The sequence below is a fragment of the Dickeya oryzae genome (genome assembly GCF_020406815.2).
GTDB classification, from domain to species: domain Bacteria; phylum Pseudomonadota; class Gammaproteobacteria; order Enterobacterales; family Enterobacteriaceae; genus Dickeya; species Dickeya oryzae.
Genome location: NZ_CP162670.1, coordinates 2,936,544 through 2,958,355 on the forward strand (window position 1 = coordinate 2,936,544; position 21,812 = coordinate 2,958,355).

The 21,812-nt window shown below is 47.6% G+C and carries 17 protein-coding genes and 1 tRNA gene; 7 read left to right on the forward strand and 11 right to left on the reverse strand.

Going from position 1 to position 21,812, the window contains the following annotated elements; translation table 11 throughout:
* Window positions 1-20 precede the first annotated feature (20 nt).
* From fabA to LF929_RS12950, 4 genes are all read left to right on the forward strand, one after another.
* Window positions 21-539, forward strand: coding sequence for a bifunctional 3-hydroxydecanoyl-ACP dehydratase/trans-2-decenoyl-ACP isomerase (fabA, locus tag LF929_RS12935; RefSeq protein ID WP_016940871.1), 519 nt, complete (start codon window positions 21-23; stop codon window positions 537-539).
* A 329-nt stretch (window positions 540-868) separates the two neighbouring features.
* Window positions 869-1,507, forward strand: coding sequence for an RpiB/LacA/LacB family sugar-phosphate isomerase (locus LF929_RS12940; protein ID WP_016940872.1), 639 nt, complete (start codon window positions 869-871; stop codon window positions 1,505-1,507).
* Window positions 1,508-1,690: 183 nt separating this feature from the next.
* Window positions 1,691-1,780: transfer RNA gene (locus tag LF929_RS12945), tRNA-Ser, on the forward strand.
* A gap of 728 nt (window positions 1,781-2,508) precedes the next feature.
* Complete coding sequence (locus LF929_RS12950; RefSeq protein WP_038907575.1) at window positions 2,509-4,113, forward strand: methyl-accepting chemotaxis protein; 1,605 nt, start codon at window positions 2,509-2,511, stop codon at window positions 4,111-4,113.
* Between the two features lie 67 nt (window positions 4,114-4,180).
* Here LF929_RS12950 and phoH read toward each other — a convergent pair whose 3' ends face one another.
* The 10 genes from phoH to LF929_RS13000 all read right to left on the reverse strand — a co-directional run bounded on the left by phoH (window position 4,181) and on the right by LF929_RS13000 (window position 18,214).
* Window positions 4,181-4,969, reverse strand: coding sequence for a phosphate starvation-inducible protein PhoH (gene phoH / locus LF929_RS12955; protein ID WP_038904909.1), 789 nt, complete (start codon window positions 4,967-4,969; stop codon window positions 4,181-4,183).
* A 644-nt stretch (window positions 4,970-5,613) separates the two neighbouring features.
* A complete protein-coding gene (gene fliZ, locus LF929_RS12960) occupies window positions 5,614-6,126 on the reverse strand; it encodes a flagella biosynthesis regulatory protein FliZ (RefSeq protein ID WP_012884248.1) in 513 nt (170 codons plus the stop codon).
* Window positions 6,127-6,178: 52 nt separating this feature from the next.
* Window positions 6,179-6,901: an RNA polymerase sigma factor FliA gene (locus tag LF929_RS12965; RefSeq protein WP_012884247.1), complete on the reverse strand. Its 723-nt coding sequence runs from the start codon at window positions 6,899-6,901 to the stop codon at window positions 6,179-6,181.
* Between the two features lie 342 nt (window positions 6,902-7,243).
* Window positions 7,244-8,671 (reverse strand): hypothetical protein, encoded by a 1,428-nt coding sequence (locus LF929_RS12970; RefSeq protein WP_038907573.1) that lies wholly within the window; start codon window positions 8,669-8,671, stop codon window positions 7,244-7,246.
* A gap of 102 nt (window positions 8,672-8,773) precedes the next feature.
* Complete coding sequence (locus tag LF929_RS12975) at window positions 8,774-9,859, reverse strand: FkbM family methyltransferase (protein ID WP_210174265.1); 1,086 nt, start codon at window positions 9,857-9,859, stop codon at window positions 8,774-8,776.
* Window positions 9,860-10,049: 190 nt separating this feature from the next.
* On the reverse strand, window positions 10,050-11,183 hold the full coding sequence (locus LF929_RS12980) for a Gfo/Idh/MocA family protein (protein ID WP_038907571.1): 1,134 nt from the start codon (window positions 11,181-11,183) through the stop codon (window positions 10,050-10,052).
* Entirely contained in the window at window positions 11,180-12,361 is a 1,182-nt protein-coding gene (locus tag LF929_RS12985; RefSeq protein WP_038909520.1) for an acetyl-CoA carboxylase biotin carboxylase subunit family protein, read from the reverse strand. Before LF929_RS12985 ends, LF929_RS12980 begins: the two co-directional genes overlap by 4 nt.
* 89 nt (window positions 12,362-12,450) lie before the next feature.
* Complete coding sequence (locus LF929_RS12990) at window positions 12,451-13,575, reverse strand: DegT/DnrJ/EryC1/StrS aminotransferase family protein (RefSeq protein ID WP_038906394.1); 1,125 nt, start codon at window positions 13,573-13,575, stop codon at window positions 12,451-12,453.
* Between the two features lie 121 nt (window positions 13,576-13,696).
* Entirely contained in the window at window positions 13,697-17,143 is a 3,447-nt protein-coding gene (locus tag LF929_RS12995) for a methyltransferase regulatory domain-containing protein (protein WP_210174329.1), read from the reverse strand.
* A 228-nt stretch (window positions 17,144-17,371) separates the two neighbouring features.
* Window positions 17,372-18,214 carry a flagellin gene (locus tag LF929_RS13000; RefSeq protein ID WP_246753575.1) on the reverse strand — a complete coding sequence of 281 codons (843 nt, stop codon included), beginning with the start codon at window positions 18,212-18,214 and terminating at the stop codon, window positions 17,372-17,374.
* Between the two features lie 571 nt (window positions 18,215-18,785).
* Between LF929_RS13000 and fliD the strand changes: the two genes are divergently transcribed.
* From fliD to fliT, 3 genes are all read left to right on the forward strand, one after another.
* Complete coding sequence (gene fliD, locus LF929_RS13005; RefSeq protein WP_210174263.1) at window positions 18,786-20,240, forward strand: flagellar filament capping protein FliD; 1,455 nt, start codon at window positions 18,786-18,788, stop codon at window positions 20,238-20,240.
* 97 nt (window positions 20,241-20,337) lie between these two features.
* The gene (gene fliS, locus LF929_RS13010; RefSeq protein ID WP_038907568.1) at window positions 20,338-20,748 is read left to right on the forward strand and encodes a flagellar export chaperone FliS; all 411 of its coding nucleotides are present in this window, start codon (window positions 20,338-20,340) and stop codon (window positions 20,746-20,748) included.
* Window positions 20,748-21,110 carry a flagellar protein FliT gene (fliT, locus tag LF929_RS13015; RefSeq protein ID WP_038907567.1) on the forward strand — a complete coding sequence of 121 codons (363 nt, stop codon included), beginning with the start codon at window positions 20,748-20,750 and terminating at the stop codon, window positions 21,108-21,110. The genes fliS and fliT overlap by 1 nt, the downstream gene beginning before the upstream one ends.
* Window positions 21,111-21,291: 181 nt before the next feature.
* Here fliT and fliE read toward each other — a convergent pair whose 3' ends face one another.
* The gene (gene fliE / locus LF929_RS13020; RefSeq protein WP_038904918.1) at window positions 21,292-21,606 is read right to left on the reverse strand and encodes a flagellar hook-basal body complex protein FliE; all 315 of its coding nucleotides are present in this window, start codon (window positions 21,604-21,606) and stop codon (window positions 21,292-21,294) included.
* Between the last annotated feature and the right edge of the window lie 206 nt (window positions 21,607-21,812).

The following is a 21,812-nucleotide window of genomic DNA, read 5'->3' on the forward strand; positions in this document are numbered from 1 at the left end:
AAAACAGGGCTTATAGAAACATGGTAGACAAACGCGATTCCTATTCAAAAGAAGATCTTTTCGCCAGCGGACGCGGTGAACTGTTTGGGCCACAGGGGCCACAACTGCCAGCCGGCAACATGCTGATGATGGATCGTGTCATCTCTATGACCGAAGACGGTGGTCTGCACGGAAAAGGCTATGTGGAAGCAGAACTGGATATCAATCCTGATCTGTGGTTCTTCGGTTGCCACTTCATCGGTGACCCGGTGATGCCAGGCTGTCTGGGTCTGGATGCAATGTGGCAGTTGGTTGGTTTCTATCTCGGTTGGCTGGGCGGCGAAGGTAAAGGTCGTGCGCTGGGCGTAGGCGAAGTGAAGTTCACCGGGCAAGTGCTGCCGGATGCTAAAAAAGTGACATATCGCATCCATTTCAAGCGCGTTATCAACCGTAAGCTCATCATGGGCATCGCCGACGGCGAAGTGTTGGTTGATGGTCGCCTGATCTACACCGCAACTGATCTGAAAGTCGGTCTGTTCAAAGATACCAGCACATTCTAATTCCGCGTCGCTTATCGATAGCGATGAGATGAATAGAAAAAACGCGGCGATAACGCCGCGTTTTGCTATTGATATTTCTGTTATACCTGACACCTCCCCGCTTACCATGTGCTGTTAGCACATTAAATACGCCGTCCGGCAACCCAGCCCATTCGTACAACACATCACAGCAGCATCGGTCATCACGAGATGGTCGAGCAGGTCACGTTTTTGCGATCAATTCCGGTTTCTGGTGGTTTGCGGTTTCTGACGAGCAAGGTATACTGGGTCAATTGAAATGAAATAGTGTTTTAAAAAATGTAGTTGTCCGCACACTTAAAGGAACGAACATGAAAATTGCACTGATTAACGAGAACAGCCAGGCTGCAAAAAACGCGATTATCGCGACTGCTCTGTCCAAAGCCGTTGAACCGATGGGTCACACCGTATACAACTACGGTCAATATGCTGTTGAAGACGCTGCACAGCTGACCTACATCCAGAACGGTATTCTGGCTGCCATCCTGCTGAACTCCGGTGCCGCTGATTTCGTGGTCACAGGTTGTGGTACGGGTCAGGGGGCAATGCTGGCCTGTAACTCTTTCCCGGGTGTAATCTGTGGTCTGGTTGTTGACCCGTCTGACGCTTACCTGTTCTCTCAGATCAATAACGGTAATGCCGTTTCTCTGCCTTACGCTAAAGGCTTTGGCTGGGGTGCTGAACTGAATCTGGAAAACCTGTTCACTCAGCTGTTCAAAGAAGAAGGTGGCCGTGGTTACCCGAGCGATCGCGTTGCACCGCAGCAGCGTAACAAGAAAATTCTGGATGCAGTAAAAGCAGTGACCTACAACGATCTGATCACCATTCTGAAAGGTCTGGATCAGGATCTGGTTAAAGGCGCTATCGCTGGTCCGAAATTCCAGGAATATTTCTTCGCCAACAGCACCAATGCGGAGCTGACCAGCTTCATCAAATCCCTGCTGAACTAATTCAGTCAGCTGGTGTTATCCCGACCACTGCATGCGCGGTGGTCTTTTTTTATCGGTAATTCGGCGCACGTCTGTTCAGGTCGAACAACTGTTAGCCAGACGTTTTAAAAGCCTGAAATACTGCTTGACCATAACTGGGTGACTCCCTATAGTAGCGCCCCGTTGCCCTTGAGGTAACAATCCGGTGAGGTGTCCGAGTGGCTGAAGGAGCACGCCTGGAAAGTGTGTATACGTGAAAACGTATCGAGGGTTCGAATCCCTCCCTCACCGCCAGATTAAAAACAAAAACCCCAGACGAAAGTCTGGGGTTTTTATTTTTAACCGGTGATGGGACGGATGAGAACTCCCGACAGGGTTCGACAAAACGGCCTGCCGTTTTGGACCGCCGCAGGCGGCCCGCAGGGCGAGCGCAACGCGCGAGTCAATCCCGACCGGACATTTCACTCCCGCCTTTCTTTTCAGACGAAAGTCTGGGGTTTTTATTTTTAACCGGTGACGGGATGGACGAGAATCCCCGACAGGGTTCGACAAAACGGCCTGCCGTTTTGGACCACCGCAGGCGGCCCGCAGGGCGAGCGCCACGCGCGAGTCAATCCCGACCGGACCATTTCCCCTCCCAGACAGTTAAACGCAATACATCGTCACCTGATAAATGAGAGAAATACCAGTACTTATGATAAAAACGCGTTTTCTCTTTTGTCGGAGTAACATTAACGCTTATTTCATATAACGATCCACACCATGTACCTGCCTTACTTACGTCTTTCTCGTAAAACGAGGAGATACCTTGTGAATTAAACAGACAAAACATTGATGTAAAACAACAAAGTTAAAACGCTCATTAGTCACTCTGGTTATACTTAACCAGTGAATAAAAATACAAAGTGGTTTTTTACTTTCATTAATGTTCACTTAATCTAAATAAAATAAATTTATTTCCGAAAGAATATTGAACCTTTGTATTTTTATCATCGTGTATTTCCTTGGCGGAGTATTCCAACATGACTATCGTAAAAAAACTAGCTATCGTAATCAGCATCTTCGCCCTTGCACTGATTAGCGTAGGTGGCTTTGGACTTCAATCACTTAGCCAGTCAAAAGACCGACTGGAATATGTGATGGTGAATACCTTACCCAGCCTCGACAATCTCGTGAGATCGAATAACACATTAAATGATGCTCGCAGTGCGTTGGCACTCATCTTTCTGACCCGAGAAGAACAACAACGTAATACCTTAAAACGTGCACTCGATGAGTCACTCGCCAAAGTTGAAAAACTGAATGCCATTTACAAAAAGGATCTGATTTCAGATCCCAAAGATTTACAGATGGCGAATGATAATCTGCAATACCTGAATGATTTCCGTGCCGCTAGAGATAAGCTTTTTCAGCAAGCACAAACCGACACGCAGGCAGCAGAAAAAGCGTTCTCCTCTCAGGGCTATGTCACTCTGGCCCAGGAAAAACTGGTGAAAGGGTTTCAGGACCAGTATGACTATAATGTCACGCTGGCTGGTGGACTGCAGGAGCAAAACAACACCAGTTTCAAAGAAGCGTTTTTTGGGCTGATTGGCTTGATTGTAGTGGCGTTACTCGTTGCTGGCACCTTCTCCACGGTGATCATCAGTTACGTGCGTAACAGCCTGAATGCCTTACGCCAGACACTGATTACCGTCAGCGAAAACCTGGACCTGACCTTGCATGCCGATGCCAGCAAAAATGACGAAATTGGCCAGACATCAAGCGCGTTCAATAATCTGATTCAACGTTTTGCGATGGTATTGTCCGACGTTCGTTCTGCCAGCGAGAGTGTATCAACGGCATCCGGTGAGATTGCGGCCGCCAATGAAGACCTTTCTGCTCGCACAGAAGAGCAAGCCTCTTCTCTGGCACAGACCGCTGCCAGCATGCATGAGATTTCATCCACGATCGAAAGTAACGTCGACAATACAGCACAAGCCAATAAGTTAGGCCAGCAGGCAAGCGTTGCGGTTCAGCACGGTGACGAAGCCGTGGAACGTATGGTGCGTGCCATGGAAGATATCGCCAATGGCTCTGCCAAAGTTGCCGATATCACTAACCTGATTGAAGGCATCGCGTTCCAGACCAATATTCTGGCGCTGAATGCCGCGGTAGAAGCCGCTCGGGCGGGTGAGCACGGCCGGGGCTTTGCGGTGGTTGCTGGTGAAGTTCGCACACTATCACAACGCTCTTCGTCCGCCGCCAAAGAGATCAAGAACCTGATCGACAGTGCCATTTCCGCGGTGAAACACGGTGCGGTGCAAGCCGATGAAGTCCGAGATGCTATCAGCAACGTGAAAGGTGTGATTCAAAACGTGTCTAACCTGGTCAACGAAGTATCACTGGCCTCCGAAGAACAGAGCCGCGGTATCTCCCAGATTAATACCGCCATTAACCAGATGGAGGCCGTCACACAGCAGAATGCCGCCATGGTGGAACAAGCCTCCTCAGCCGCAGACTCACTGAACGAACAGGCAACCAAATTGCGTCAGTCGGTCGAGGTTTTCAAACTCGAGGCGGGCTCTCACTTTACTGACTCACACACCATGAGTGGTGCCAGCCATCTGCGTCTGAGCCACCACTAAGTCGTCAGGTATAGCGATAAAAAAGGGTTGCGAAAGCAACCCTTTTTACCTGGATGTTAACCCGGTATCAGGAATAGGCCACCAGCGTGCGCTGACACAACTCCGAACGCACACAATCCTCTTTACCAAAGGTCACGATGCTGACCATGCTGTCTTCCGTAAACCGCTCCAGTGCATCCCGCAGACCGGATTTTACACCAGCAGGCAAGTCACACTGGGTAATATCGCCATTAACAATCACCGTCACATTCTCACCCAGGCGCGTCAGGAACATCTTCATCTGACTGACGGTAACGTTCTGGGCCTCATCCAGGATCACCACAGCATTTTCGAACGTCCGCCCACGCATGTAAGCAAACGGCGAAATTTCCACTTTAGCGATTTCTGGTCGCAGACAATACTGCAAGAAAGAAGAGCCAAGTCGACGTTGCAACACGTCATAGACAGGGCGAAAATACGGTGCGAACTTCTCTGCAATGTCGCCCGGCAGGAAGCCAAGATCTTCTTCTGCCTGCAAGACCGGCCGTGTCACGATAATACGTTCAACCTCTTTATGAAGCAGTGCTTCAGCCGCTTTGGCCGCACTGAGAAACGTTTTGCCACAACCTGCCTCCCCGGTGGCAAAGATTAACTGTTTATTTTCTATTGCAGACAAGTAGTGTTCCTGCGCCGGGTTTCGGGCCTCAATGATTGAGGAGTCACGGCTCTCACGCGCCATACCGATAGCTTCAATGCCGCCCAACTGAACCAGAGAAGTGACCGAATCTTCTTCACGCTGACGATGACTGCGCGACTCACGTCTGATAACACGTTTGGCTTCACGACGCGCTTTGATCACTGCTTTTTGTCTTCCCATAGTGGCACCTTACAGTTTGTTTCACTGACCGAACGACCTGAGATCGGCGGTGTTTTGTTCACAAATGAGGTTTGGCTTCCTTATTAAGCCGTAGCGTTGGAAATGACGAAAACCAATGCATAACCGACACCGCTCCCCTTGCGAAGAGTCGTGTTCAACATTGGCATAAGTGAATGGAGCGGAAATCGCTCTATGGGGATTATCGCAACAACCGGGAGACAGTGAAAAAACGGAGCGGGAGAGAGAACCTCCACCTTGACAAGGCGGCAGAAACGGGCGAATTTGCTGACTATTCCGTCCAGGAAAGGACTCTACCATTCGCGTTCCTCACTGTGACAATAACTATTCGGATGAATAATGATTGACCGCATCAGGCATCCGACAACTGGGATGAAATTACCGTCCGTAGATGTCATTACGATGACAGTGCTATATTTTGCCCCGTCATGGCAAGTATTTTTGCATAGCCATAACATAAAACTCTATATTGCGCCCACTCTGGGTCAGGCCAGTTATACCCAAAATAATTCAAGTTGCAGGGCAACACGCCGGCAACTTCAAGTATGACGGGTATATATTGGATTAGTCACACGGGATTCGTGCAAGGGAGATATCCTCCGCCAACTGACGGAGGAATCCGGGGGTTAGTAATGTTTCTGCCAGTGCAGATATTGGTCATACTTGCGCAGGGCACTGCGGTATGTGTTTTGTTCGATATCAGGTAAATAATCGCAGACACGCTGCTGAATATTACCGTCTGAGGTGAAACTTTCCTGTGGGTAATTTTTCGCCAACAGTAATTCATCCAGACGTCGTAAGCGAATGACATATTCACGCATAGTGCTGTGTCGCACTTCTGTCTGCTCTATCAAATACTGCGTAAACGCTTTGATATCGAAATAATTGGCGTGCGTATTGCAGGAGACCTCGCTGCAAAAACGGCATAGTGGGATAAGTTCTTCCTGCACAGACTCCCAGATCGTGTTGTCAATCAGTCTATCCATCATGGCAATCGACTTCTTGTTGATCAGCTGATCACGAAATACCAGCGACACGCGATCCAATTCTTTGGCGCAATGAGCGCAGTGTGTTTGTCTGTGCTTGAAGTCCTTCAAATAACGGCTAAGAAGCTGCTTCTTCCTGGTTGATTGAGGCATGAGTCCATTCCTGACTGTAGGGTGGTACAACTACATGTCTGTGTGCTCCAAATTAAACGTCACTCATTAATTTTGCACGCAGACGCTTTATCGCCTGGCTATGCAACTGACTAACGCGCGACTCGCCCACCTCAAGAACCGCACCGATTTCCTTCAGGTTCAGTTCTTCCTGGTAGTAGAGAGTCAACACCATTTTTTCGCGCTCTGGCAGGTTTTCAATCGCGTCCATCACCCGTTGACGTAGATTTACGTCCATCAACAGGTTTAATGGATTGGCATCCTCATTCCCTTCCAGTAACGCCTCAGCGCTATCCCCATGCTCTTCTCGCCACTCATCGTAAGAAAACAACTGGCTATTGTTGGTATCCAGCAGAATCTGACGATATTCCTCTAACGAGATGTTCAGGGTTTGGGCCACTTCCTGTTCGGTTGGGGCCCGGCCGAGTGACTGTTCAGCCTGCTGCATTGCCTGCGCCACTTCCCGGGCGTTACGCCTGACGCTACGCGGCGCCCAGTCCCGGCTGCGCAACTCATCCAGCATCGCGCCACGAATACGTTGCACGGCATAGGTAGTAAATGCCGTGCCTTGCAACGAATCATAACGCTCTACGGCACTGAGCAGCCCAATGCCCCCTGCCTGCAGGAGATCATCAAGCTCAACGCTCGCCGGAAGACGAACCTGCAACCGCAAGGCTTCATGGCGCACCAACGGAACATAGCGCTTCCATAATGAATTTTTATCCATTGTGCCTTCAGCGGTATACAGTTCGCTCACAGTGATAAATACCTATAAAATTAAGGTGCTCAACATCATTATGCGTTTAGCATACTATGACAATCGGAAGAATAGGTGCAGAAAAAAGGCTTTTTTCAGATATGCTGCCAAATTCCCATTTCTGAAAATTGTAGCGGCTATAGCGCAAGGTGGATACCTGTCCCACCAGGAAAGGCGCATTTTTTGTGATATTGATGTGCAGTTACTGACTGATAATGAAAGAAACTATTAACACAATAATTGTCATGATGAAGGAAAAATCAGACTGCTATTACTGCACAATCCGCTTTATGCTGAATAAGGTGGTGTAGCCACCACCTTATTCCTACTCATCGACTGATCTTATTGATTAATTTTATTACCATATTTTTCAGACAGATAGTCTTTATATTCTGCGTAGCGATTTTTGGCATCCTTGATGGTCGTCACCACCCAGGAAAATGAGCCTTCCCTGTGATTAACATCACAGACAAAAGAAGCATCAATACGCGATACATGGGTCGACTTTCCAATACCATCCAGGACAGCAGATAACGCAACCTGATCTAGAAACCAGACGGCGTTATTTTTCATCAAGTTATTCCATATAAAAAGCGCAACTTTTTTGATGAATCGTCTGGACTCTTCGCTACCATTTAGATAAACAAACCCAGCAATCGCTTTTTCCCAAAACGGTGCACTATCGCTTTTCGTCAAAGCAATGTCAGCACTCCCTACCCTATGGCTGATAAATTGCCAGTCATTTCTCATCAGACAATCTGCATCGACAACGATCAGCGGTCCTTTAATGAGAGGCAACAGATAATTGGCAGCAACAAATCGTCTGCAGGCGTAATGCACATTGATACCCGTTACATCAGCAATAAATTCGGATGTACAAGAGATAGTTAACTCAGGGAATTGAGCATGCTTGATTTTTATATCTTCAGCTGTTGCATCATCAATATTATAAACATGCAGATGCACATTGAATTTTTCACGGTTCGTCTCGTAAAGAGAGTAAATCAGATACGCGGCATGCTGATGATAATACTTGACATCACAGGCAATCAATACAGTAGGTTTATCATTATCTGACTCTCTTTTCAGTAGCCACTGATAATGATCGTAATTGATATCCTCTGTTTTTGATATGAGTGAGCTAAAATCAATGTAGGAATCAGGGTAACCACCATTTTTGAAAATGGTCGAGACCACCATCAATAACGTCAACGGATCTTCGCCAATAAGATAGGAGTTCGCCGTCATTTTTTTGACAAGTAAGAATGCATACTCGTAATCCTCTTCCAGAATACAAGTAAGCAATAGAATCTTAAAGATAACAGGCACATCTTGCAGAGTATCTAAATTGTTCTCGATGAGTCCAATCGCCTGTTCTGTCGCACCAATACGAAAAAGAAGCTGGATCGATGCGACCAAATACTCAAGATTCGGAGCTAACTCCAGCACGTCACTGAGATAGCTGATAATACTGTTAATATATTCGGTCGGCATGCGTACCTGCTGACCGTCCCACTTTTCATCGAAAGACAGATTAGACAGTGCTATCGCATTAAGCAGCTGTTTTAACGCGCGATCCTGAGCTTCGGGTAAATTACTCTGACTGGTGGACAGACTTTTGTTCAGGGTATAGAGATCGCTGCTTCTATTGACGATAACATCAAGGACAATTTTTTTCGGCAGATCACCAATGCTGCCAATCATCAATTCACGACTGAACACATCCCGATAGTATTGATGTGTTGATTTTACCTGCGTGTAATCTGCCATAAACAACCTTCAATTGTTGTATTTACTGTTACAGCAACATGACCATACATATAACAGAATGTCTTTTCGGGTGATGAATATCATCACCCGAATAAGAACGTATCAGTCGGCCACAGGGATAAAGAACATAATGGTTTCAGCCCACCCTTCGGTGTAATGACGCAAATAAATGCGATAGTCACTCCGAAGACTCAGAATATATTCGGGGATTGTCCAAAAGTCGCTAGGGTAATGATAAACCGCCACCGCCAGCTTCGGATGATCATCCAGAATATGCTGCTTCATTCCGGTTAATGCGGCGATTTCCGCCCCTTCCAGATCAAGCTTGATAAAGCTAACCGGTTCATTCACCACGCTATCCAGCGTCGCGACTTCAATTTTCACATCCCCGTCTTCCGAAATATGGCTGGCTGAACCGTCACCCGAGGAAAAGCTCAGCGTCGTATTACGGTCGAACAGCCCCAGCAGATGATAGTTAACGTTATGCAAATTACGCATATTTTCTTTCGCTAACACCAGGGTATCACTGCCCGGTTCGAAGAAATGAATACTGCCATAACCAGGGCAGCGTTTAGCAAACTCCAGGCTGGTAAAACCATCAAACCCGCCACCATCGACAAAGACTTCTCCTTCGGAAAACACAACGAATGGTTCGAAGTACTGTCTGTCGACACAAAAGTCGTATTTTTCGATGGCAGCCAGATTGGCTTCAAGGCGGAAACGCAAAATATCGTCAAATACCTGGCGAGACTCATCGTCTATCAGCAACCCACGAATCCACTCAAATTTTGCGGAATTGGTCGCATGTTCTTTGCGCATATCCGTGATGCATTCAAGCTGTGGAACGCTACCATTGCTCAGATCAGCAAACGCGAAATAGTCCATCACCTCTTTAACGCCGGCCGCTTTCAGTTTTTCTACGCCAGTTTTGGGCCGGGAATTGGTCACCGCAGACACCACCATGCTGTCTTTATCGATTTGATTCAGGCGCAGCACCGGCTTACCCAGCCATGTCGTTAGGGTAGTGTACTCGTCAATAAAACCATCAACCGGTGCGACTCTGGCGACCGCCTCTGCATACGGGTTCACACCCAGTACATAGCGTTTAGTCCCATCTGTACGGGTAAAACGCTCAAAAAAGTTAGCTGTTGCGCTGTTTGCTGCCGCAGGCTTACTGGTTGTATTCATTCGTTTTCTCTCCAATACCTTCTGATATCGCCATGAGTCATCACCCTCATCATGTACTGCTCTGACATGGCTGTTATCCGTCATCGCAGTTTTACCAGTAAAAGTTTAGCGACAATAACACCGGGTGATCTCTAAACCGATACAGTACAAAATCAGCAACACATTATTTTGGGTATAATCAGGTCATCGCTTATTCCGTGATCCTAACCTTTTCGCCTTTATGCGCACTGGCTGCCGCGGCCTGAAGATAACGTATCCCCCTCATCGCAACATCACTACCAAACACATACTCGCACGCGCCATCTTTAAGATAAGAAGCGATGTCCTCGTAATAGTTGGCGAACGCTTCTATAAATCCAGCCGGGTGCCCAGCTTTAAAACGGTGGTATCGCGGTTGCGACGCCACCAGATTATCTGGGTGAGTTCGGTCTATTACACTGGAAATGCCATTGATATTGCTGAGTTTCAAATGCTCAGGATCCATTTGTAGCCATTCAGCCGCCCCTTTGCTGCCATAAATCCGGATACGTAAGCCGTTGCGGCAACCCAGTGCTGCTTTGGTGTACCAGTAGTTACACACCACCTGGTTGGTATAACCGGAAATGCAATGAACGGTATCCTCCACATCAGGGATCTCACCAAAACGGTGGTGTACGGCATACACATCCTCAGCCTGCTCACCGATAATGTAATCCACCATCTGATGAGCATGAGCGCCCAGATCCAATGACACGGTAGGGATCACACCATCATGCTGCCGCCAGTCTTGTGGACGAGGTACCTCCCCACTTTTGACATGACGCAGAAATCCCTCTTGAGGCATCTCAACCATCACCTGTCTGATCTGGCCCAGCTCGCCACTGGCAACACGCTGCCTTAGCTCTCTAACCATCGGGTAACCGGAATAGTTAAAGGTAACCAGCAAGGTTCCATTCATTTTTTCCAGCGCATGCTGGATGGCAGCGACCTCTTCAACATTGGTAGCCAGCGATTTTTCACAAATGACCGGTAGTTGATGTTCAATACAGGCAATAACAATGTCTTTATGCGTCGGTGTCGGCGTCAGGATAACGACCGCATCCAGCTTACTGGCTTCCGCCTGTAAGAAACTGGCCAGGTCACGATATACGCGATCTGCCTGGATTCCCCAACTGGCGGCAGTCTGCTGATTAATATCCTCATGACGGCTAAAGAAACCCGACACCAGTTCGAAATGACCATCCATTTGCGAAGCTATCTTATGTGTTTCGCCAATTGCCGAATTAATACCACCACCGATGAACCCAATTTTGAGTGCGCCACCGGCGCTTGTTATATTTTTCATTTCATTCTTCCCAGAAAAGAGTGGCACACATTCAGATGATGTTTCAGACTCTCGGTATTACCTAATAGTTGGGTTTGATCAGCAAAGGTCATAAAGACCACCGCCGCACGATCACCTGGTGCCGGGTTTAGAATTTCGCCACTTTTCTTCAGCACAACACTTTCCAGTAACTCACCAGGTAGCTTGCGATAACGCAACGCATTGAAGATAGTCTTTTCAGACACCGATACCGTGTGTCTGGCAACATAGTGGTGGGCAGGCGGGCGCTTATTGGCAAATGTCGTAGGTGACGACAAGAAAGGCGCCACAAAATATTCCGCATAAGGAATATCAGTGGAATAACGAATCAACTGACAATAAAGATCGCCGGGGCAACGTCGGGTGAGCTCAATCAGCCAAAAATTATCACCATTAGCAATAAACTGTGTATGCAGCAGGCCATCGCATAATTTCAGGTCGGCAACAATGCTATTAATACAATCGCTCACCGCATTTTTCAGCGCTTCACTCATCTGATGGGCAACACAACTGCTATCCACCTGATAAGGGTAAACGGTGCAATATTCATTAACGAAGAACTCGCAGGCTATCTCACCATTGCGAATAAAGGCCGAGTGACTGTGCAATGAGCCCTGCTTGAACTCTTCTATCACGACTTGACCGCTTGCAGAGGAGGATGCCGCCAGTTGATAAGCCGGTAAAATATCCTGCTCACACTGGACTAACGTAATACCACGGCCACTATAGGCATCCACGGGCTTCACCAAAATCGGGTACGACAGTTGTCCTGCGCAGGCAATATCACGTACCGCGGTGGGAACAGGCAAGCCTTTGCGCTGAGCATAACTACGAAATTCATCTTTTCTCAGCAAAATGTTGGTTGTCTCAACCGAATCGAAACCAGGCATACCTAATGATTCAGCAACCCAAGCTCCGGTTTCGTAAGACACATCCGTCACACCGGGTAGGATAGCCTTAACATTTTCCTTTCTGACAATACCGAGGATTGCCTCTTTGTCCGAATAATCCTCAACAATCGACCGGGTTGCACGGATATGACCAGGATCGCCCGGTTTACCGCTACACACACCGATGGCAACCCCCTGCTCCAGGCACGCTTCCAGCAGTGGTAACGCAGAAAAACCGGCATCAAGCATTAAGGCATCTATCGTCGACATATCCATTCTCTGTTACAAAATTTCAGGTATCTCCTGAGGAGATATGCCCCCTTTGCTCGCGTTCAGTCGCGATAAGGGGAGCCGGTTTATTAACACACGTTTTCGTTCAACGTGCGCTCGATAATCTCAATGATGCGATCCTGGTCGTCAGCTTCCAGCCCTGGATAAATAGGAAGACACAACACCGAGTTGGCCACATTCGTCGCTACAGGCAAGTTAGCAGCACTCGCGCTGTTAATACCGCGGTACATTGGGAAGCTGCTGATTAACGGATAGAAATACCGACGAGACATAATGCCTTGCGCTTTTAACGCACTATATAGTTTCTCTCGTGTGTCGAATGAGCAATCATCCATAAAAAGCGGAAAATAGGCATAATTCCAGTCAATTGAGTCAGGTACGCTCAGCGTTGTTAAACCTTGAATACGGGCTAACCCGTCACGGTAATAGTGATAAATACGTTTTCTATCTTCCAATGCCTGTTCAATATATTTCAGCTGTAATAAGCCAAACGCAGCCTGCACTTCGTTCATCTTGCCGTTAATACCTGGCGCTACAACGGTAGTCTCATCCGCAAAACCAAAGTTTTTCAGATAATCAATCCGCTTCTTCATTTTCGCATCAGGGCAGATAATCGCACCGCCTTCTATGGTGTTGAATACCTTGGTTGCATGAAAACTCAGGATAGAGAGATCGCCATAATTCAGAATACTGGATCCCTCTTTTTTTACGCCGAAAGAATGTGCTGCGTCATAAATTACTTTCAGACCATACACATCGGCAATTTCCTGAATTTTATCCACATCACAGGGAATACCATAGCAATGGACAGGAAGAATCGCGGATGTGAGAGGTGTAATCGCCTCTTCGATCTTTTTAGGATCCAGATTACAGGTGACGGGGTCGATATCCACAAAAACAGGTTTCAGGTTATTCCACAGTAACGAATGCGATGTCGCCACAAACGAATAAGGTGTGGTGATAACTTCACCGGTGATACGCAATGCCTGCAATGCCGTCAGTAGCGCCAGCGTGCCATTGGTAAACAAGCACAGGTGCTTAACACCCAGATGCTCTGCCAGTTCCTGCTCAAGTTGCTGATGAAAAGGCCCACCATTTGTCAGGTACTTGTTATCCCATATCTTTTCCAGATAGGGCATAAACTCATCAAGCTGAGGCAGTAAAGGGCTCGTTACATAGATATTCTTGCTCATCATTCACCTGTCCTTGCGCTTATGTCGCCATGCATAACGCAGCGTTATCTATTTTTTATCGCTATCACTGCTCCCGCCAAACCTTGCCACACAAACGAAAACAGCGGTACCTTCGTCAGTTTTATGACTCACTTTCCCAGTCAATGCTAAATGAACTGGGTTCTTTTCCTTCGCAGTACATCTGCCATGCGTTGCGTATCGCATGCTCGAAATACACAGACGGAGACAGGACGGAGTTCATTCTGGCAGCAATGCGTCCCCGAATTCCGGCACGCACATCGCTCAGTTTTTCTAACGACTGGCTCCAATACAACGCTTTTTGGAGAAACTCGTCTTCACTCGTCGAGATAAAGTCATCCAGCCCCAGAATGCGCATCGTGACGCTGCCTTGCCGTGAGGCGATAGACTCCCCTTCAAGGGTCAGTACAGGGACGCCCATCCAGGCCGCATGACTCACCGTCGTACCACCGGTATACGGATAGGTATCCAGCAATAAATCCACTTCGCGGTGCATTCCCAGATACTCTTTCAAACCGGTCCGCATGCGGAAAGATAGCTGTTCCTCGTTGACACCATATTCAAGCAGCCGTGTACGGAAATAATCTATTGTTTCCTGGCCCGTCATGTATCCCATGATCAAACGCGAATTCGGTATTGTCGTCAGAACATTAGCCCATAAAGCCAGTGTTTCATCAGAAATTTTCTGCGGGCGGTTAAAACTGGCAAACGTCAGATAGCCATTCTTTAAGGCCGGAAGCTCGTTTACATCTGGGCTGTCTTTAACCGGCTCAAAGTATTTAACCGAGGGCAAATAAATGATTTTTTCTGTCAGATACGGATCCAGTGCCCCGCCTTGACGGTAATGTACATCAAGCAGAATGTAGTCAACCGTCTTCATCCCCGTGGTGCCGGGATAACCTATCCAGGTCATCTGGATCGGTGCGGGCTTCAATGCCAAAACCGGCAGGCGGTTATAGGCCGTATGACCGGACAGATCAATCAGGATGTCTATCTCATCCTGATTGATGAGCATCGCCAGTTCCAGGTCGCCCATCTTATCGACGTTATGCCAACTGGCTGCAGTCTGTTTTAAGCTTTCAGCCTTTGCATCATTACGTTGAAAACTTGAATAGGCATAAAGCGAGAATAGAGTGCGATCAAGCGAGTTCCAGATAGGCTCCAGGAAGTTGGTTACGGGATGATCACCAAAATCGCCGGAAATAAAACCAATGCGTAACGGGCGTTGGCTATCTTTGTTCTGTATATAGCTAAAGTGCTGATGATAATTCGCAGCAGCGGCTTCAACGCGGTTACCAAATAAGACATGCTCCTGATACAACGCTTGCGGCGTCACGTCGACATCATGGGACAGCCCCAGTAACAAGTTACTGTACAGATGGAACGCCTCTGGCATCAATTCAATCGTTTTACGGTGATACTTGATGGCGTCCTTACGGCCCAGATTATGGCAAATCATCCCCATATGGCTGATAAAGTTGGGGTTTTCAGGGTCTATTTGCAGCGCTTTTTCCATACAAATAAACGCCGAATCAAGATTATGGGTAATGTTCAGCAATACCGCCAACGTGTCCCACGCCAACCCTTTTCGCTTATCACAACGCAGTACCTTTCTGGTCAGTGCCATGCCATGGTGCCATTCATTCTTTTTCCAGAAGCACACCGATAAATCGACATAGAAATCCCAGTTAAAAGGCATCAGTGCGATGGCCCGAGTAATGACGCCCAGTGCGCCATCAAAATCACCGGTTCGCACATAGGTATTCACAAAGGGGTACCAAACACTCAGGTTATCTGGATAGGTACTGATAATTTCTTCCGCTTTCGTTCTGACTTCAGCGAAATGCCCCAGCGCAGTGAGGCGATCCATCTCTTCGTATACCTTGCGACTAAGCGGGTTCTTATCCTGTAGTTTATTCTTTTTATGTGTCACGGGCTTTTCTGGTTCGATGAAGCCACCCGCATTCGTTTCACTGACGTACACCACCAGTGACTGAATATAGACCGCAACCTGCGTGGCATCCGCTTTTACTATCGCCTCCTGCAGGTAATCTCGCCATGCCCGTGGCGTTCCCCATACCACGCCTTTATTACGCAGCGCCCAGAGTTGGCTATAAAAGGCGTTGTCGTTATCCTTGAGCGATGGGGGTAATTGCTGCAGAAAAAGTCGCTCATCACTATCGAGCGAAACCGGTTCATGCCAAAAATTGAATGCTAAATCTGTTGTAGCAAGGCCTGGCAACCCAGTCAGCGTCTTATGCCGACTGTTACGATAAGGACAATTTCCTATCCGGATATAAACGCCGTCGATCCCTTTTGCAAACAAACTTCTGAGTGCATCCAGCACATCCTGCTGGTGATTATCCGTTTCTTTTTCCGGGAAACGCGTATTAAAGACCAATTGATCCAGACTCAAGCTGGCAGGCCAAGCCTCACCTAACGCATCGAGAATACTCAAGACCACTGGGTTGTCAGTACTGATGGTTTCGCCGTTACCGGAAGTGTGAGCATTTAATATTCGATTGCCATCGGCTCTGACACGTTGAAAATTTCCAGCCCAATTGAAATCCGCAAGTTTTGCCAGATCAGGCCCGGACAGGATATCGCCTGCGCGTTCCTGCGGAACCAGTATGCTAAAACGCTGAGAACGATTGACGGCGAAATCCAGATACTGCTGGCGCAAATAGACCGTATTTTCAGGGCAAATCGTCTCATGCAAATGCGAAACCTGATCGCCATAATGCTCCGCCAGCTCGGTGTATGCGCGAACATCTCCTACATAGGCGAAGCCCGCCTGCGTAATTTGTGAATAGAAATCAACAAAATAGCAAGGCTGATTCAGCCCTTGTAGATAGAGCAACGCGAAGTCTACATCAGACTGTTTTTCAGCTTGTTCAATGAACGATTTCAGTGCGGCATTTTGAGGGTTATCCGGCGCAGTCCCTAAAGACATGTAGGTCAACATGGCTCGGGCACTGGCATTTGCCGTCTGTTCATCGCTAGCAAGACCGCTATGAAGTTGAATAGCATCTCGTAGAATTTCGCCGGTTTTCCATCCAGGGTAAGTATTGTAGCAATAGCAGACAATGCCTTCTGTTGTCAGATGTTCATGGCAGAATCGCAGCAAGGCATCTCGCGTTTCACCGCCAATGAGACTAAACAGACCGTGGATAATAATGTAATCGAATGTCCCAGGATCGCAGGCCAGTAGAGACTCCAGGTCCAGTGCGAATAATGCAATGTTCTCCAGTTCGAGCTGCTGTATCAGTCCGTTGCCTTTTTCAATTTGCTCCGCATCAAGATCGACCCCGACAGCCTGCGCCTGTGGATTTGCCAGCGCAAAAGGCAACAAATTGCCACCATCTTTACACCCAATCTCAAGTACACGCGCCTTTTCCGGCGCAGCGGACTTGATACCGTAAAGATGTGCTGTGGCTTGCAAATGAAAGGGGGCGGTATGAGGGATGGGAGGTGACATCGAACTCAGTGGTGCTTTACCAGTATCTTCACCCAGGTCAGTATTATTCGCTAAAGGCTGTGTATCTGGCATGGTCACAAGGCATTTCCTTCAATACTTTATGCGGAGATAAAATTGCTTCCAGTATATAAGAAAACCTTTTTCACCAATCCTCTGAGCATCAAATTATAACTTCCCTATTTCATCGCTTAAGAAGTCGATTTTTATTCTGATAATTTTATTTATCGCGATAACATCACAGAATAAAAAAAACCAACCCCTAAGGGTTGGTTTCTGAATTCATCACTGCGTAAACCGAGATTACTGCAACAGTTTCAGAACAGTCTGCGGAACCTGGTTAGCCTGAGCCAGTACAGAAGTACCAGCCTGCTGCAGAATCTGCGCACGGCTCATGTTAGATACTTCGGTCGCGTAGTCAGCATCCTGAATACGGCTACGAGCACCGCTCAGGTTGTTGATGGTGTTGCTCAGGTTGTCAATGGTAGACTGGAAGCGGTTCAGAGTCGCACCAATGTTTGCCTTAGAGGTGTTTACAGTCTGCAGAGCTGTGTCGATTGCAGCAACCAGAGCAGTTGCGCCAGCAGAGGTAGACACGTCGGTATTGGTAGCGGTGATACCCAGGCCACCAGCAGTCGCGTTGATCAGTGCAGAGCTACCAACGGAGATGGAGTCGTTAGTTGTGGTGCCGGCACCAACCTGAATGTTGAAACCAGTAGCGGTAACAGAACCGTCCAGCAGTTTTTTGCCGTTGAAGTTTGCGCTGCTAGCAACACGGTTGATTTCGTCAACACGACGGTTGATTTCAGTCTGGATTGCAGAACGGTCGTTAGTACCGTTGGTGTCGTTCGCTGCCTGTACGGCCAGCTCACGAATACGCTGCAAGTTGTCGTTGATGGTGTCCAGGTTACCTTCAGCGGTCTGAACCAGAGATACACCGTCGTTGGCGTTTTTGGAAGCCTGGGTCAGACCTTTGATCTGAGCAGTCATGCCGTTAACGATACCAGAACCTGCTGCGTTGTCTTTGGCGCTGTTGATAGCCAGACCAGAGGACAGACGTTCGATAGCAGTCTGCAGGGATGATTGAGATTTGTTCAGGTTGGACTGGGCCAACAGCGACATGCTGTTAGTATTAATGACTGCCATAATTGTATTCCTTTCATCTCTATTAATGGGGATGGGCTGTTGCCCCCGGTGTCATCACCGTCACTAACTGTATCGGCCGGGGTAAAACAACCTTTAGTTTTTTTTTGAAATTTTCGCGGTTCCCTTAAAAACCCAGACTGCGCAGCCGTTGCAAAGAGGAAAGTGAGGGGAAAATGCGATGACGGAATACGCCAATCATCCTACTTCTATAAATGACGGCTTATCAAACCATCCTAAAGAGCCAACCGGATAAACGTTCGCTATGCGCAACTGCCATCACCTTTACTGATGTCGTCGCAAAAAACCATGGATGGAAAACGCGCATGCAATGTGATAACCAGAGCTCAGGCGCACGACATTCGATGTGTTACCAGCCGGGCCCTGGATGCGAACGCAACAATGTTTCTTTGCATTACGTTCATAATACCGTGATAGAGTCCCCAGTGTGGGTAGGCGTGATGGAAATCAAGGTGAATAACGATTACGCTGAAATTTACATTACGCCTGTAAACTTTTCGGATACAGTGCCGATAAGACTGTCAGTTCACAATTTAAATGCAAGGGTGTTTCTATGGCTACGACGGTTAGCAGTAACTCAGACATTATCTCTTCGATAGGTATGAACTTGGGTACCTCGGTCAGTGGTTCCTCACTCGACCTGAGCACTCTGCTTACCAAGCTGCAAACCGTCGAAGAACAGCGTTTGACGCCTTACCAAAACAAGCAAACCTCGCTGAGTGCACAAGCAACAGCTTATAGCGCTGTCGAAGCATCAATGAAGAGCCTGCAGACGGCAACCACAACGCTGCAGAATATGAAGAGCATTACATCGACTGCAGTGACAAGTACCAACACAGCATTCAGCGCCAGCACAGACAGTACGGCTGTGGCAGGGACTTACAGTATTTTTGTTAATAACCTCGCCCAGGCCCAATCGCAAATCTCTGGGGCTTTTAGCAGCGCCTCTACCGCGCTGGTCTCCGGCGGCACCTCCAGCACCAGCAGTACGATCACGATTTCTCAATCCAGCCAGTCTACGCCACTGACCATTACATTGACGGATGACAAAACGTCATTGAATGACATTCGTGACGCTATTAACAATGCCGGTGGCGGCGTTAGCGCCAGTATCATTAATAACGGCACCAGTAACTACCTGATGCTGACCGCAAAAGACACCGGTACAAAGTCGGCGATGACCATCTCCGTAAGCGGTAATCTGTCCAGTTCACTGGGTAGCTTTACTGAACAGGTAGCCGCCAAAGATGCGTCATTTACGCTTAATGGCATGTCAGTCACTAGCCAGAGTAATACGGTAACTACCGCTATCACTGGTGTAACGCTGAATCTTAAAGCGGCATCAGCGACAGGTTCGTCTGCAGAAAGTCTGAGCATTTCCTCAGATACTACCAGTACACAACAAGCGATCCAGAATTGGGTCACAGCTTACAATAATGTGCTGGATACAATTAACAAGCAGACGACTTATACCGCCCCAACATCCACTGAGCAGAGTAACGGCACTCAGTCTGCCAGTAATGGTGCCCTGGTTGGTGACAGTACCGTTCGTACCATTCAACGTCAATTACAGAGCCTGATGACCAACCTACAAAGTGGTAGTGGGAGTCTGCATACCATGGCTGACCTGGGGATTACTCAGGACCCAACCAATAACGGCAAACTGCTTGTCGATAACACCAAACTGACAAATACACTGAAAACCAGCGCTGGTAGTGTAACCACATTCTTCGCCGGCAACGGATCCACTACTGGATTTGCAACGCAGGCAGGTAATTATCTGAGCCAGACGCTGGATTCAAGCGATGGCCTAATAAAATCAGCTCAGGCTAGCATCAAAACTAGCCAGGCATCAGTAACGAAACAGCTTGCCAGTATTCAGGACAGTATTGATGCGACGATGAGTCGTTATAAAACTCAATTTACCCAGCTTAACACCCTGCTGGCTACACTGTCGTCAACCAGTAGTTACCTGACGCAGCAATTTAATAAAACCAGCAGTAGCTAATTAGCCCGGATGTATCTGACGTGCTCTATTTGGGGCACGTCAGATAACAATAAGTATTATTTTTTATCATTATTAATCGGTTATTCAACGCATGGTCATGTATAGAAAGAGTGCCAGTCAGGCGTATGCTCAGGTGAGTGTGGAAAGCGCAGTAATGAGCGCCACCCCCCATCAGCTGATCGTTATGTTATTTGACGGGACTAAAAGTGCACTTGTCCGGGCAAGAATTCTTCTTGAGCAGAATGATGTCGTCGGCAAAGGGAATGCGCTATCGAAAGCCATTGACATTATCAGCAATGGCTTAAAGCTCGGATTAGATATGGAAAACGGCGGTGAACTGGCAGAAAATCTCGCCGACCTTTACGACTATATGGTGCGTCGATTATTGCATGCCAATATTAATAATGACTTGCAGGCGATTATGGAAGTGGAAGCTCTCCTTGATAACATTGCGGATGCATGGAAACAAATTGGGCCGGGTTATCAACCAACGACGGAAACGCGCTAATGGAAAATCTCTCTCCATTACTAACTGAGTATCAGGGGTTACTCACACTCATCCGGAATATCAGAACCATGGCCCTCAATGGATTATGGGATGATGTTGTTGAACAGGAAATTGTTTATATTCAGTCAATAGAGAGAATCAGCCAGATTACAGTCCCTGCCAATATCCCCAGCACGGTGCAATTACAGTTCCGGCAACTGCTTCAGGATATACTGGATACGGAAGCGCAAGTGAAGGAACTGCTACAAAACAGAATGCAAGAGCTGGCGGTCTTGATCCAGCAGTCTCAAAATCAAAAATCGGTCAATAATACATATGCCGAGTTTTCCAACGATATTCTTCCTGGAAAACCCCAGCCCTGATTCACACCGCCGCTTTATCCGCTGACGAGCCCTGACCACGCAGAACGGGCTCATCGCTACGATGTTTATAACGATACGTTTTTCTTAAAAACCAGGGTGAATAACCACTGGCTATTCACCCTGATACCAAAGCGCAATATATAACGCCCCCAGATTGCATCGCAATGTGACCGGCTTGCGATTATATCGTCATATTCATCACTTCCTGGTAGGCCGACACCAGCTTATTGCGCACCTGAACGCCCATCTGCAAAGCAATGGAAGCCTTCTGGTTATCAATCATCACATCGTTCAGGGCAACCCCAGGCTTACCTAACGTAAATGCCTCGCCTTGTGCCTGAGCTTGTGTGCGTGTTTCGTTGATTTTCTCAATTGCAGCTTTCAGCTCACTGGCAAAGCCAGATTGCGACGCCGTGGTGGAATCTACCCCACCGGCAGCTTTGGTTGCGGTGACCTGCATTTGTTGCAATACCGCATCAATACCCTGAATAGACATGCCCTATTCCTCAACTAAAGATTGAGAACATAATAAAAACCAAATAAATTATAAACATACATAACACCAGCAAGAAAAAAACGCTGGTAACGCAGTTTATTTCACATACATCTCTTTACCGGTTTACTACGCTATCATATCCATCAGGTAGTAAATCGTATAAATGACATTAAAAATGCCAGCTTATCGACCCATCAATTTTCGCG

Excerpts from the sequence above, each read along its gene's own strand:
- fabA (WP_016940871.1), top strand. The coding sequence starts at position 21 with ATGGTAGACAAACGCGATTCCTATTCAAAAGAAGATCTTTTCGCCAGC.
- LF929_RS12940 (WP_016940872.1), top strand. The coding sequence starts at position 869 with ATGAAAATTGCACTGATTAACGAGAACAGCCAGGCTGCAAAAAACGCG.
- LF929_RS12950 (WP_038907575.1), top strand. The coding sequence starts at position 2,509 with ATGACTATCGTAAAAAAACTAGCTATCGTAATCAGCATCTTCGCCCTT.
- phoH (WP_038904909.1), bottom strand. The coding sequence starts at position 4,969 with ATGGGAAGACAAAAAGCAGTGATCAAAGCGCGTCGTGAAGCCAAACGT.
- fliZ (WP_012884248.1), bottom strand. The coding sequence starts at position 6,126 with ATGCCTCAATCAACCAGGAAGAAGCAGCTTCTTAGCCGTTATTTGAAG.
- LF929_RS12970 (WP_038907573.1), bottom strand. The coding sequence starts at position 8,671 with ATGGCAGATTACACGCAGGTAAAATCAACACATCAATACTATCGGGAT.
- LF929_RS12975 (WP_210174265.1), bottom strand. The coding sequence starts at position 9,859 with ATGAATACAACCAGTAAGCCTGCGGCAGCAAACAGCGCAACAGCTAAC.
- LF929_RS12980 (WP_038907571.1), bottom strand. The coding sequence starts at position 11,183 with ATGAAAAATATAACAAGCGCCGGTGGCGCACTCAAAATTGGGTTCATC.
- LF929_RS12985 (WP_038909520.1), bottom strand. The coding sequence starts at position 12,361 with ATGTCGACGATAGATGCCTTAATGCTTGATGCCGGTTTTTCTGCGTTA.
- LF929_RS12990 (WP_038906394.1), bottom strand. The coding sequence starts at position 13,575 with ATGAGCAAGAATATCTATGTAACGAGCCCTTTACTGCCTCAGCTTGAT.
- LF929_RS12995 (WP_210174329.1), bottom strand. The coding sequence starts at position 17,143 with ATGCCAGATACACAGCCTTTAGCGAATAATACTGACCTGGGTGAAGAT.
- LF929_RS13000 (WP_246753575.1), bottom strand. The coding sequence starts at position 18,214 with ATGGCAGTCATTAATACTAACAGCATGTCGCTGTTGGCCCAGTCCAAC.
- fliD (WP_210174263.1), top strand. The coding sequence starts at position 18,786 with ATGGCTACGACGGTTAGCAGTAACTCAGACATTATCTCTTCGATAGGT.
- fliS (WP_038907568.1), top strand. The coding sequence starts at position 20,338 with ATGTATAGAAAGAGTGCCAGTCAGGCGTATGCTCAGGTGAGTGTGGAA.
- fliT (WP_038907567.1), top strand. The coding sequence starts at position 20,748 with ATGGAAAATCTCTCTCCATTACTAACTGAGTATCAGGGGTTACTCACA.
- fliE (WP_038904918.1), bottom strand. The coding sequence starts at position 21,606 with ATGTCTATTCAGGGTATTGATGCGGTATTGCAACAAATGCAGGTCACC.